Genomic DNA, 13,489 nt, shown 5'->3' with positions numbered 1-13,489 from the left:
GTATAGATGGCTGAACAAGAAGATATAATACTAGAAAAACCTGAAGATGGCTTAAATCAACCAAGACTCGATGAGAGTTTAGAGGGATTTAAGGGGCAAGAGGGGCAAGCTCCAGAAGATGAAGAATTTGCATCATTGCCAGAAGAATTACCTCAAGAAAATAGTGAGAGTGGTTTTAAATTTACAAGAGAAAGTGCGCCTGAAGATGTATCAACTTTTGAAGAAGTTGAAAGTCAAGAGCCTACGCCTTGGTATAAAGATCGTAAGTTTATGTCTCTTGTGGGTTTATCTTTGGGGATTATTTGTATTTTAGTTTTTACACTTTTTTATTTAACTTTTAGTGAAGGAAAAATTAAACCAGATATTATAGCTTCTAAGCCTTTAGAACAACCTGTTGTTATGCCTGATGAATCATATAAATACAATGATATGCAAAGAATTGATGGTATGATCCAAAAAGCAAATGCTTTATATTTAAAGGGTGAAGTTGAACAGGCTTTAAAAGTTTATGAGCAAGTTGCCGTATATAATGAATCTTTATCTAATTATAATTTAGGCGTTTCTCAAATGAATGAGAATAAATTCCAAGAAGCTTTTGAAAGCTTCAAGAAAGCTATAGCCAATGGAGAAAATCAAAGTGTAGCTGCTATCAATGCTGCTGTTTGTGCTTTAAAGCTTAATGATAAGGAAAAATTTAGATATTATATTGATTTAGCTCAAGTGTATCTTCCAAAAGAAGGAAAATCAAAATTATATGATTATTATTTAAGCTTGATTAATTATTACAAAGGATATTACCCTGAGGCCTTACAAATGTTACAAAGAACAGATGTGGAGCCGTATTCTGATGTTGCAAAGTATTTGTCTGCTAAAATTTATGCAAAAATGGACTTTGATTCCAAGGCTATACAGCAATTAAATTCTCAAGGCAATTTTGAATCTAGTTTATCTTTAGGTCTTTTATACGCTAGAATAGGAGAATATGCTAAAGCTAAAGTCGCTTTAAGTACAGCGATGAAAATTGAAAGAGATTTTAATCAGAGTTTGGCGGCTTTAACATTGGTTGATATTAAAACAGGAAATTATCAAGATATGTTAGCACGCTTGCAAAATTCTTATGATAATGATAAAGATAGATATAAGATTTTAGATACTTATAAAATTCAAGTTCGTTTAAATAAGGATCTTTTTAATATAGCAGTTGCTCAAAATTCTTTTTCAAAAGATTTGTTAAAAAAACAAAAAGATCAATTCGATTTACTTTTTTATTTTGCACCTTATCAAGTGTTTGATAGTAAGCAGGCTGCTTTGTATATTAAAAAAGCTAATGTTACAGATTTCGTAGATGATAGTACTGATGCGGGAATTTATCTTAATGCAAGCAAAGCTCTTTCATCTACCAATGTAAAAATTGCCAATATTATTAACTATGCATTAAATCAGAAGTTACGCCTTGCTAACCAAGAATTTCAAAAACTTATCAAGGATTATCCAGAACATAGTATTTTACATTATAATTTGGCTTTAACCTATGCCCAAATGCAAAATTATGAACTTGCTTATAAGCATTTTTCAAGTTCATATCATCTTAATCCTAAAAATTACTTAGCAGGTGCTTTTGCTATGTTTTGTGCAAAATTAATTGATATTGATACAACTAAACTTTACAATGAAATTCTTGATAATATAGCTGCTGATTCTAATTTTAAAGCTAATATGCAAAAAAGTATGTTGTTTTTAGTTAATAATAATTATATTTCTATGCTTCCTTATTTAGATGAAACAAAAAAAGACACGCCTTTGAGTTTGATTTTTGAAGCTATTGTTGCTAAAAATAATAACCTTAATAATCAAGTAGATGTGAAAATTGCTAAATTGCGTTCAGAGTTACCTGAAGATATTTTGGCAAATATTTTGTATTTTAATTCTTTAAATTCAAATTTAAATATTAAAGAATATGCTCAAAATGCTCAAATTCATTTTAAAAATTTAAAGCTTGATTATCGTAGTGTTTTTGGTGGGCCAAATATAGCTAGGGAATTTTATGTTAATTTAATGCATATTGCAGGGCTTTTAAATTTAGAAAGACAGAAATTTAAAGAGTTGATTAATGTTTCAGGAGCAAAAGATGAGGGTATTTTACAAACTTTAGCTTATTTGGATATTTTTGCACAGCAATACGAGGAGGCTTATGCGCTTTATAATTCTTTGATTGATGATTATGGAGCTAAAGATACTAAAACTTTATTTTTAGCAGCCGTAGCAGCCGTAGGTGCAAATAATCCAAATTCAGCTATAGCGCTTTTGCAGCTTTCTAAACTTACAGATAAAAATAACAAAGAAAGTAAAGCAGCTCTTGGTATGTTGTATCAAGAAGTAAAGAACTATGAAGCTGCGATATCTCAGTATAAAACTTTACCTAATAATTTTAAGAGTGAATTTTTTACTTTTGATATCAATAACAACTAAAAATGCTTAGAACTTTCTAAGCATTTTTAGTTAAGCTTGAAGATCTAGAGTTTTTCCGCCTAGTTCATCGATGCGATCGCTAACTTTTTTAAGTGCCGCATCTATTGTATTTTGACTGATTTGAGGAAGTTCTCCGCCCCACATTTTTTCTGCTTGCTCAAATCCTTTTTTCATACCTTCAAGACCTTTTTTCAATTTTTCAACATCATCGCCACCGCCTTTAATAACAAAATCCGCGATGCGACTGGCTGTATTTTCCACTCCAAAAAAACCATCTTCACTTACAAGTTGTTGAAGTTCATCTGTATTCATATCAAGTGGATTTTTGCCACTGTAGCCTAAGGATGCAAAATCAATATTTTTAAGTATAGATTTCGCAGTATCTAAATTGGCACCATTTAAAAGACTATCTAGTCCAGTTTGGGCATTGCTCGAACCTATTACAGTATTCATTGTTTGCTGTTGAAACTGAACTAGGTAAATTTGTGTAATGCCCTTTCCACCAAGTGCATTTAATTTTTCAAGGGTATTTTTATCTACATCCTTGCTAGAATTAGCACTTTGAACATTTTTGTCTTTTGTGTTTTCCTTAGCATCATCTGCCTTCTTATTGCTAACTTGTGTTTGTGCCATGCTAGCGATATTTGAAAAAGTATTCACTTGCATATTTGCTCCTTTGTGTGAGGCTTTAATTTATATCGACTTTTGACTTAAAAAATTTATAAGGACATTAAATTCCTTATTTTCAAAGGAATTTAATGTTTTATTGTAGATAATAAGTAATTTGCTCTTTATTGAGAATGCGGATAAGATTGCTAGTGCCTTCTACCCCTGTTGGAAAGCCTGCAGTTAGAAGATAGCATTTGTCTTCATCCATAAAACCTTTTTCAACACTTGATCTTACAGAGTCTTTTAATAATTCTGTAAGTTCATTACTTTTGTTAACCAAGATCGCAGGATTAACTCCCCAAACTATGCTTAAAGAGTTTAAGGTTTTTTCAGAATGTCCTACTGCTATGATTTCTATATTTGGACGATATCTCGCAATCTTAATAGCAGATTTTCCGCTACTTGTTAAAGAAAAAATAGCATCAGCGTTAAGATCTGTTGCAAGATGAGCTGAAGAACGCATGATTTTATCTGTATTGTCTAAATCATTAAAATCATTAAATTTGTTATATGGATAGCGTTTTTCTGTTTCTATTATAGTTTGGCACATTATATCAACAGCGTTTGCAGGATCTATACCAACGGCACTTTCTTCACTTAGCATTACTGCATCTGTTCCATCTAAAACAGCATTTGCAACATCTGAAATTTCAGCTCTTGTGGCGGTTTTGCTTTTGGCTAATGAAAAAAGCATCTGAGTCGCAGTAATAACAGGCTTAGAGGCATTGTTTGCTTTTTGTATAATTTCTTTTTGGATATTAGGAACTTTATAATAAGGCACCTCAATACCTAAGTCTCCTCTTGCAACCATTATACCATCGCTAGATTTAATAATCTCATCAATATTTTCTACTGCATCAAATTTTTCAATTTTTGCAAAAATGGATATTTTTGCGTTATTTTGTGCTAAAATTTCACGAACTTCATCAATATCGTGCGCATTTTGTACGAAAGATATTGCTAAAAAATCTACTTCATTTTTTATACCCCAAAGTAAATCATTTTTATCTTTTTGTGTAATAACATCAATATTGATTTTAGTGTTCGGAAAATTAATACCTTTATTTGAGTTTAAAAAACCATCATTTTCTATAATGGTTTCAATTTTTTGATCATCTATGCTTACTACTTTAGCACGAATTGATCCATCGTATAGATAAATATATTCATCAATTTTTAACATATCTAAAATAGATTTTTGATTAATACTGATTTTATAATGATTTTGAGCAATCTTCTCCCCTAAAATTGTTTCACGATAAAAATCAATTCTATCACCCTTTTTTAATTCAAATGGTTCTTTAAGTTCGCCTGTACGAATTTTAGGACCACTAATATCTTGTAAAATTCCAATACGAGTATGCAATTCTTTAGCTACTCTTCTTATGGTATCTAAGTTTTTTTTATGATACTCATGTGTTCCATGAGAAAAGTTTAAACGGAAAACATTTACACCATTGATAATCATTTGGCGTAGAATTTCTTCCTTTTCACTTGCTGGACCTACTGTGGCTACAATTTTTGTTTTTTTAAGCATAGCAAACTCCTTTTGAAATTATTGTAGCTAAAAATAGAAACAAAATGATTACAATAATTCTGAAGAAAATTTATCTTCGTTAAATTCCATTCCTAAGTAATTACATATAAGTTTTGCGTCTCTTTCAGCATTTCCTAAACAACTTGTTGCCCCAGGACTTGGAGTCATATTGAAAATAATACCAGGGGTTTCTGTGATGCTTGCTTCACCTAGCATTAATTCTCCTTTAGTTTTATCAATAACTTGTGGTCTTACGCCTCCAAAACCTTTTGCATAATAAATATCACTTGCTTTAAGACTTGGGACTATTTTTTTGGCATCTTTAACAAATAAGCTTTTATCAATAAAAGGTAGTTCAAAAAGATAATTATAAAAGATGTAATTTCTAATTGTTGCATCTTTAAACATATTAAAAGTTACTTTTAAAACAGTTTTATCAAGTTTTAGTGCTTCAAAAAATTCTGGAACTGATTTTAGACCATGATAACGTTCTAGTTTTGGAATAACAAGTGCGGTAGGTCCAAAGCGGGTGTTCATATCAGCAAGCAAATCAGGATCTCCATGAAGAGCTGCAAATGGAAGTTTAGGATTTTGCACCATATAAACCTTACCATTTAAAAGTTTTTGTTTGGTTAAATAAAAACTTCCTGCAACAGGCCAACAAGACTTATCCATACCTAAGTTCATTTTATGTGCTAAATATAAAGAGTGCGCTCCAGCATTGACAACTACGCTTTTGGCATGGTATTCTTGATGATTTGAGGTTTTTAATATAAAAATATCATCCTTTTTTTCTATGTGAATAATTTCTTGATTAAAGGCAACGAAAGTATTTTTATTTTGTTTTTGGGCTTGTTCTATTAGATTTATACTCATTTTCCCAAAATCTACAGTTGTAAAAACCTCGCCGCTTTCAACACCCATGGCGCAGATATTTTCAGGTCTATCTTGATTGCAATCTTCTCCTAAAACAACCTTGGGTTCAATTTGTTTGATTTTTGCTTTATCGAAAAATTTTATATAAGGATAAAGTTCTTTAAATTCTTCATAGCGTTTTTTCATATAATCACATTCTATATCTCCAACAGCTAGAGCCATTTTTTGATGAGAAAACATGAAATTATTTTGCGCATTTTGCATGAGTCCATATTTAACTATCATATCAGCTGTTCTTTTTACTTTTCGCGCTTTTTCTAAAGTATAATTGGTTTCAATATCTCCACAATGAATGGTTTGAGAATTACTCGTTCCCTTAGAATTTAATGTTGCAGCTGTATTATATTTTTCTATCAAAGCAATATTTTTAATATTTGTATATCTTGCAAGCTCGTAAAATAATGCTGCTCCTGAAATTCCAGCTCCGATGATAAGCACATCAAATTCTTGTTGGCTCATTGTTTTTCCTTTTTTTATTTTAATAAACTTTTTTCTAAATAGAAGTTTAATTGAATTTGTTTTACAAAAAGTTAAATTTCATTAAGGTTTGATATCAATGAGAATTTTTGTAACATTTTTAATAAAGTAAATTGGGATTTTCTTTTATAATCTTTTTCATTCCTCGAAAGATTAAAAGTTTATCATAAATTGCGTGATCGAAATAATTTGCTAAAAATTGCCCATCTCCACCAGTGAAATAAAGCTTTTTATTTTGAGCGGCATCTTTTATCAGTAGGTAAATTCCTTTAAAAACACCATAACTTAAAGCATCCATGGTTTTTTGTGGGAATGCATCAAGACTAACTTGAGTGTTAAATTCACTTTTTAATCGTGGTGAAATATGGCTATAAATTTTTTTATAATTTGCAATACCTGGCAAGATAAAACCACCAAGATGTATAGAATTAGAAATAATATCAATTGTAATAGCACTACCTGCATCTACAACAACCCCATCTTCAATAGTATAACAAGCTGCTATGCGATCGATTCCTAATCCTTGATAAATAGTATCAAATAAAAAATAAGGTTCAAGATTGATAAAATTTTTTTGATTTTTTAAATGTTCTTTGAGATGTTCATTGACATTGATATAAAAAATTTTTTGTTCATTTTTAAATTCTAAAAACTGATCTATACTAAGAGTAAAATATTTGTTATCATCTAGGAAATTAGCATTTGAATTCCCAATGTCACAGAGCAGCATAGATATTAAATCCTTTCATTTCTAGATGATTTTTTGCTTTAGAGCAAAGAGAAGCCATGCTAAAAAAATATTTGTTATTTATGTTAATTTGCTGTGCTAGATTTTCTAAAAATAAGGCATCTTTCATTAAAAATTTTGTTTTTCCTGTATACATAAAAAGAATGTTATTTTGATCTTTAGCACAAATATAACTTTTTTTTCTAGTCAACATACTTAAGTCATAGGGCTTTAAATTTAATTTTAAAGCCTTTATTGTTTGTTCTAAAATTTTTATCATAGCAAATCTAAAATTTTATCTCCGTAGTAAAATTTACCATTTCCCATGAAAGAAATTTTATCAACAGCTTCTGAAAGTTTAAATACTTGTGCATTATCTAAATTTAGATTCATTTTGATAAGATAGCCTGTTTTTTCAAAAATATATAAATAATTATTGTATATATTGCTTTTTACAAAAATAGCAAATTCAAATTTTTTTTCCGCAATTTTTCTTAAGTTATAATCAGTTTTAATAATAGTGCCATCTTTTTCTAGTATAAAAATACCATCATCGCTAAGTGCAACATCTTTTATGTCAGCGTCAAGATAAAGAGTTCTAGTAGGGCTTACAACAATGATTTTTTTAGCTGTTGTTGCTATAAGTTTATCTCCGATTACACTTAGATGGATTACATTGTTGAAAAAATTTTCTGCTGAAATAACCACATCTTTAATGATTTGAAGATTGTTTCTTGAAAGAATTAAAATTTTGCCATCCAGTGTTGGATAAACGATGATATTGTCTAAAAATATAGGATTAGCGGTACGACTGTCTTGGGCTGGAGCTGAGGTTAGGGTTTGACTGAATTTAATACCCAAAGAACGATTTGCAAGAACTATAGTATTGTTTGCAAGTACAAGGGCTAAATCATCTCCATTAGAAGCTACTCCTACAACACTAGCGTCAAATTGAAAATTATAAATTTCATTATAAGAATTGTCAAAAATTTTTAAATTTCCATTATTATCTGCAGTAAAATATTCCCCATCTTGATAAGCTAGAAGCATATAATTTTTAGGAAGTTTAAACTTGTCTATGGAGATATTATTTTTTAAGATAGCTGTATTATTGCTAAGTTTTGCAGAAACTAGATTCCAATCAACAATTTTACTTTTTAAATTGCTATTATGACTTAAATCTCCATCGGTTTGTTTTGGTTCAAAATATTGTCTTTTGGTGCCACAAGCACATAGAAATATTAAACAAAATAGTGTTAAAAATATTTTTTTCATTGTGTAATGCCTTGATAATGTTTGAGGTTTTTAGCTATTTGGTTTAAACTTGAATTTTCTTTTATCTGAGAAAGTAAAACATTAGCTTCTTCGATTTTATTTTGCTCTAAAAGTTTGTAAGCTTCTAATAATTTATCATAATTTTTTAAAAATATCGATTTATCTCCTAAAGATAATGCGATAATATTTTTAAGTAAAGTGTTTGTTTGAGCATTATTATAAATTTGTTTTAGTTCATTTTGGAGAGTTGTATTATTGAAATCATTAATATTTTCTTTTAGCAAAAAGATAGCGTAAAGATTGGTATTTTTATTTTTAAGTTGTTCTAAAAGATTTTTATTGCTAGGATCTTGTATTAGATTGGCATAAATTTCATTTGCTTCTTTTGTTTTATAATCGTTTATTTTTGAGATTATAAAATTTCCAGCAAACCAAGCAACTAAAATTATAACAACAGCAGATATGTAAAATTTATACTTGCGTATAAATCTCTCTCCTTTGATAAAATTTTCTATAAATTGTTCTTCCGTGTTAAGTTCGTTTTTAACAACTTTTAAATTATCTTTTAGTCCCAAAATTTATCCTTGAAAAAAATATTTTTATTTTTGTATAGAAAAATTATGATATTGTATCATATAAATTGCAAAATATCCTAAACAATTTAAAGCTTTTTATGATATAATTTTCAAAATTTTAACTTTTTTATTAAGGTTTAAGAAATGCAAATAGATGAGAAATTATTAAGCAAGCTTGAAAAATTAAGTGCTTTGCAAATAACAAAAAACAGAAATGAAACCATTGCACAGTTAAGTGAAATTGTGAATTTTGTTGAAAAATTAAACGAACTTGATTTAAACTCCCAAGAGATTGCTGTGAGTACTATAAAAGGTGGAGCTCCTTTGAGGATTGATGAGATAAGAAATAGCAATGTTATTGATGAGGTTTTAGATTGTGCTCCAAAAAAACAAGAACATTTTTTTGTTGTTCCTAAAATCATAGAATGATTAACTTAGCATTTAGTGCTTATTTGTAGAATAAATTTAAAACAAAAAAAATCAGAGAGTGATTGAAATGAATTTTTATTGGTTTGATGCTTTTATTTTAGGATTTACCTTGCTTTTAGGGCTTAAGGGTATTATCAATGGTTTGATAAAAGAAATTTTTGGGCTTTTGGGTATTATTGGTGGTGTTTTTATTGCTTCAAAATATGCAACTCAAGCGGCTGAATTTATACAAAGTACTTTTTATAAGATAGAAAATCAAAGCTTAGCTGGATTTGCTGGATTTTTGGCCATATTAATTATTTTTTGGATAGTTTGTTTGTTGGCAGGTAATTTTCTTTCTAAGTTGATTAAATTAAGTGGCTTAGGTTTTTTAGATCGTATTGGTGGCTTTATATTTGGCGGAGCAAAAATCTTTTTAATTTTTGCAATTTTGGTTTTTTGTGTAGCAAGAATCGATTTTTTAAATGACAAATTAGGTAATTTTGCTAAAAATAGCTATACTTTAAATTTGCTTAAAGAAACGGGATCTTTTATTATGAATCAACCTTTAACAGAAAATAGTCTAGATCATGCTAGTGAAAAGTTGCAAGATATTGTAAGTGATTTAAACAATACTCAAAAAGGGGAGTGATATGCTGATAGAAAATGTGGAATATGATGTTTTACTTGAGAGATTTAAAAAAATATTAAGACAAGGCGGACTTAAATATACCAAGCAAAGAGAAGTGCTTTTAAAAACCCTTTATCACAGTGATACTCATTACACGCCCGAAAGTTTATATATGGAAATCAAACAAGCTGAACCTGATTTAAATGTAGGAATTGCAACTGTTTATCGTACTTTAAATTTGCTTGAAGAAGCAGAAATGGTAACTTCCATTTCTTTTGGTTCAGCAGGTAAAAAATATGAGCTTGCCAATAAACCTCATCATGATCATATGATATGTAAAAATTGCGGAAAAATTATAGAGTTCGAAAATCCTATTATAGAAAGACAGCAAGCCTTGATTGCAAAAGAACATGGTTTTAAACTTACAGGGCATTTGATGCAGCTTTATGGTGTTTGTGGCGATTGTAATAATCAAAAAGCAAAGGTAAAAATATAAATGTTTGATAATATTTTAGAGCAGCAAAGAATAGAAAAAGCTAAAGAGTTAAAAAAATTAGGGATTAATCCTTATCCTCATTTTTTAGAAAAAGAAATGTCTTTAAAGACTTTTAAGGATAAATTTTCTTATATTTTAGAGCAAATTGAAAAAAGAGATGAAAGTGTCAATGCTGTCGTTGCAGGACGTTTGAAACTTTTGCGTATAGCTGGGAAATCGATTTTTGCAAACATTGAAGATGAGGATACAAATTTACAAATTTATTTTAGTAGAGATAGCGTAGGTGAAGAACTTTATACGATTTTAAAAAAGAATTTAGAGGTGGGTGATATTGTTTTGGTTAAAGGTTTTCCTTTTGTAACTAAAACAGGTGAGTTTAGTTTGCATGCAAGCAAAGTAAAACTCGCTACAAAAGCTATTGTTCCTTTACCTGAAAAATATCATGGATTAACAGATATTGAGCAAAGATATCGCAAACGTTATGTTGATATGATAATGAATGCAGAAGTTAGAAAAGATTTTTTAGTGCGTTCTAAAGTAGTGAGTTTGATTCGTCATTTTTTTGAAAATAAAGGCTTTTTAGAAGTAGAAACTCCTATGATGCATCCGATTGCAGGTGGAGCAAACGCTAAGCCTTTTATAACTTTTCATAATTCTTTAGGTGTAGAAAGATTTTTAAGAATTGCTCCAGAACTTTATCTTAAAAGACTTATAGTGGGTGGTTTTGAGGCGGTTTTTGAAATCAATCGTTGTTTTAGAAACGAAGGTATGGATTTAACTCATAATCCCGAATTTACAACTATAGAATTTTATTGGGCTTATCATAATTATAAAGATTTAATGGATTTAACTGAAGAACTTTTTGCTTTACTTTTGGATAAACTTAATTTAGGAAAAACAATAGAATTTGATGGAAAAATGATAGATTTTTCCAAACCTTTTGAAAGAATAACCTATAAAGATGCACTTTGCAAGTATGGTGATTTAGATAGGGATTTAATCGAAGATAAGGAAAAAATTCTTACTAAATTAAAAGCAGATGGTTTTGAAGCGAATGAAAAGCTTGAACTTGGACATTTACAAGCTGAACTTTTTGACAATTATGTGGAAGAAAAATTGATCAATCCTACTTTTGTGATTGATTTTCCTATTTCCATAAGTCCTTTATCAAGACGTAGCGATGAGGATTCTCAGATTGCTGAGAGATTTGAGTTGTTTATTTGCGGAAGAGAATTGGCAAATGGTTTTAATGAGCTTAATGATCCTCTTGATCAATATGAGAGATTTTTAAAACAAATTGAAGCTAAAAATGCAGGCGATGAAGAGGCTTGCGAAATGGATGAAGATTTTGTAAATGCTTTGGGTTATGGAATGCCTCCAACGGCAGGGCAGGGCATAGGCATAGATAGACTTGTTATGCTTTTGACAAATAAAAAATCTATTCGAGATGTGATATTGTTTCCTGCAATGCGTCCATTAAAATCAGAACTAAAGGAGAAAGAATGAGTTTGGAAATGTTTGATAAAGAAATTTTTGATTTAACAAACAAAGAGTTAGAGCGTCAATGTGAAGGTCTTGAAATGATAGCGAGTGAAAATTTCACTTTACCTGAAGTAATGGAAGTTATGGGAAGTGTCTTGACAAATAAATACGCAGAAGGTTATCCGGGTAAAAGATATTATGGTGGTTGTGAATTTGTTGATGAGATTGAAACTCTAGCCATTGAAAGATGTAAAAAACTTTTTAATTGTAAATTTGCTAATGTTCAGCCTAATTCGGGTTCTCAAGCTAATCAAGGTGTTTATGCGGCTTTGATTAATCCAGGTGATAAAATTTTAGGAATGGATTTAAGTCATGGCGGACATTTAACTCATGGTGCAAAAGTAAGTTCTTCAGGTAAAATGTATGAAAGTTGTTTTTACGGTGTAGAACTTGATGGAAGAATTGATTATGAAAAAGTAAGAGAAATTGCTAAAAAAGAAAAGCCAAAACTTATAGTTTGTGGAGCTAGTGCTTATGCAAGAGTGATTGATTTTGCTAAATTTAGAGAAATTGCCGATGAAATAGGTGCTTATCTTTTTGCTGACATAGCTCATATTGCAGGCCTTGTTGTAGCAGGCGAACATCCAAGTCCTTTTCCGCACGCTCATGTAGTAAGCTCAACTACACATAAAACTTTGCGTGGTCCAAGAGGTGGTATTATTATGACAAATGATGAAGAGCTTGCTAAAAAAATTAATTCTGCGATTTTTCCAGGTATTCAAGGTGGTCCTTTGATGCATGTAATTGCTGCAAAAGCAGTAGGATTTAAATTTAATCTTAGTGATGAGTGGAAAGTTTATGCAAAACAAGTAAGAACCAATGCTCAGGTTTTAGCTAATGTTTTAATGGATAGAAAATTTAAACTTGTTAGCGATGGAACAGATAATCACCTTGTTTTAATGAGTTTTTTAGATCGTGAATTTAGTGGAAAAGATGCAGATTTAGCTCTTGGAAATGCAGGTATTACTGCAAATAAAAATACCGTTCCAGGAGAGATTAGAAGTCCTTTTATCACAAGTGGATTAAGACTTGGAACTCCAGCCCTTACTGCCAGAGGTTTTAAAGAAAAAGAAATGGAAACTGTGTCAAATTATATTGCAGATATTTTAGATGATATTAATAATGAAAAATTACAAGAGAATATTAAACAAGAATTAAAAAAACTTGCAAGTAATTTTATTATTTATGAAAGGGCTATGTTTTGATTTCACCAATGGATATGTCACTAATTAAAATAATTGGCGATCATTATTATATAAGACGCGATAAAATTGTAAATAAAACTACACATAGAGGTCGCTTATTTTTTGATAAATTTGAAAGAGTTGATGCTCCTTTAAATTTAAATGTCATGAGAGAACACGCTGCTAAAAAAATTGTTGTCGCTCATGATTTAATAACAAAAGATAATAAAGTAGAAAATATTGTCTTTGATTATAATGGTTTTAATGCTGAAAGATTTTATCACCGTGCACAACTTATTTTAAGAGAGGAAGGTTTTATAAATTTCACAGCCTATAAGACTAAAACTCCAGGACATTTACATCTTTATATTCACAAAGGACACACGGCGTTAAACGAAGGTTATTCTTTAGCGTCTAAACTTTCAATGATGTTTGCAAGTAAAATGCCAGTAGAATGGAAGGTGTTTCCTAGTATGGATGTACCTAGGGAATTTAATATTTTAATATTGCCTTATGAGGTTTATCAAAAAGAACGAGGAAGTTCTTGGTCTAAGCACATGTAA

Annotated in this window: 14 protein-coding genes; 7 read left to right on the top strand and 7 right to left on the bottom strand. The window is 29.9% G+C overall.

Features of this window, described 5'->3' with window-relative positions; translation table 11 throughout:
* The first annotated feature begins 6 nt into the window (after nucleotides 1–6).
* Complete coding sequence (pflB, locus tag AJ881_RS03115) at nucleotides 7–2,469, top strand: motility protein PflB (protein WP_052858552.1); 2,463 nt, start codon at nucleotides 7–9, stop codon at nucleotides 2,467–2,469.
* Between the two features lie 30 nt (nucleotides 2,470–2,499).
* On the opposite strand, the gene AJ881_RS03110 is transcribed toward pflB, so the two are convergent.
* From AJ881_RS03110 to AJ881_RS03080, 7 genes are all read right to left on the bottom strand, one after another.
* Nucleotides 2,500–3,135, bottom strand: a complete 636-nt coding sequence (locus tag AJ881_RS03110; RefSeq protein ID WP_070233639.1) for a hypothetical protein — start codon at nucleotides 3,133–3,135, stop codon at nucleotides 2,500–2,502.
* 97 nt (nucleotides 3,136–3,232) lie between these two features.
* The gene (gene pyk / locus AJ881_RS03105; RefSeq protein ID WP_070283007.1) at nucleotides 3,233–4,675 is read right to left on the bottom strand and encodes a pyruvate kinase; all 1,443 of its coding nucleotides are present in this window, start codon (nucleotides 4,673–4,675) and stop codon (nucleotides 3,233–3,235) included.
* Nucleotides 4,676–4,723: 48 nt separating this feature from the next.
* The gene (locus tag AJ881_RS03100; protein WP_070283008.1) at nucleotides 4,724–6,070 is read right to left on the bottom strand and encodes an FAD-dependent oxidoreductase; all 1,347 of its coding nucleotides are present in this window, start codon (nucleotides 6,068–6,070) and stop codon (nucleotides 4,724–4,726) included.
* 118 nt (nucleotides 6,071–6,188) lie between these two features.
* Nucleotides 6,189–6,818: a type III pantothenate kinase gene (locus AJ881_RS03095; protein WP_002854234.1), complete on the bottom strand. Its 630-nt coding sequence runs from the start codon at nucleotides 6,816–6,818 to the stop codon at nucleotides 6,189–6,191.
* Nucleotides 6,805–7,095: a hypothetical protein gene (locus AJ881_RS03090; RefSeq protein WP_002854689.1), complete on the bottom strand. Its 291-nt coding sequence runs from the start codon at nucleotides 7,093–7,095 to the stop codon at nucleotides 6,805–6,807. Before AJ881_RS03090 ends, AJ881_RS03095 begins: the two co-directional genes overlap by 14 nt.
* A complete protein-coding gene (locus tag AJ881_RS03085; protein WP_070283009.1) occupies nucleotides 7,092–8,090 on the bottom strand; it encodes a hypothetical protein in 999 nt (332 codons plus the stop codon). The genes AJ881_RS03090 and AJ881_RS03085 overlap by 4 nt, the downstream gene beginning before the upstream one ends.
* A complete protein-coding gene (locus tag AJ881_RS03080; RefSeq protein ID WP_002870798.1) occupies nucleotides 8,087–8,665 on the bottom strand; it encodes a hypothetical protein in 579 nt (192 codons plus the stop codon). Before AJ881_RS03080 ends, AJ881_RS03085 begins: the two co-directional genes overlap by 4 nt.
* 144 nt (nucleotides 8,666–8,809) lie before the next feature.
* Between AJ881_RS03080 and gatC the strand changes: the two genes are divergently transcribed.
* The 6 genes from gatC (at nucleotide 8,810) to AJ881_RS03050 (ending at nucleotide 13,489) form a co-directional block, all read left to right on the top strand.
* Nucleotides 8,810–9,094 carry an Asp-tRNA(Asn)/Glu-tRNA(Gln) amidotransferase subunit GatC gene (gatC, locus tag AJ881_RS03075; RefSeq protein ID WP_070283010.1) on the top strand — a complete coding sequence of 95 codons (285 nt, stop codon included), beginning with the start codon at nucleotides 8,810–8,812 and terminating at the stop codon, nucleotides 9,092–9,094.
* Nucleotides 9,095–9,161: 67 nt separating this feature from the next.
* Complete coding sequence (locus AJ881_RS03070) at nucleotides 9,162–9,725, top strand: CvpA family protein (RefSeq protein ID WP_070283011.1); 564 nt, start codon at nucleotides 9,162–9,164, stop codon at nucleotides 9,723–9,725.
* Between the two features lies 1 nt (nucleotide 9,726).
* Nucleotides 9,727–10,200 carry a Fur family transcriptional regulator gene (locus AJ881_RS03065; RefSeq protein ID WP_002854230.1) on the top strand — a complete coding sequence of 158 codons (474 nt, stop codon included), beginning with the start codon at nucleotides 9,727–9,729 and terminating at the stop codon, nucleotides 10,198–10,200.
* On the top strand, nucleotides 10,201–11,706 hold the full coding sequence (gene lysS / locus AJ881_RS03060) for a lysine--tRNA ligase (RefSeq protein ID WP_070283012.1): 1,506 nt from the start codon (nucleotides 10,201–10,203) through the stop codon (nucleotides 11,704–11,706).
* Entirely contained in the window at nucleotides 11,703–12,947 is a 1,245-nt protein-coding gene (locus AJ881_RS03055; protein WP_044778523.1) for a serine hydroxymethyltransferase, read from the top strand. Before lysS ends, AJ881_RS03055 begins: the two co-directional genes overlap by 4 nt.
* Nucleotides 12,944–13,489, top strand: coding sequence for a DUF1882 domain-containing protein (locus AJ881_RS03050; RefSeq protein ID WP_002870803.1), 546 nt, complete (start codon nucleotides 12,944–12,946; stop codon nucleotides 13,487–13,489). Before AJ881_RS03055 ends, AJ881_RS03050 begins: the two co-directional genes overlap by 4 nt.

Source organism: Campylobacter sp. BCW_6460 (assembly GCF_001762705.1).
Classification (GTDB): domain Bacteria; phylum Campylobacterota; class Campylobacteria; order Campylobacterales; family Campylobacteraceae; genus Campylobacter_D; species Campylobacter_D jejuni.
The sequence above is the reverse complement of the archived record's forward strand: the minus strand, read 5'-3'. Positions and strand labels throughout refer to the sequence as shown.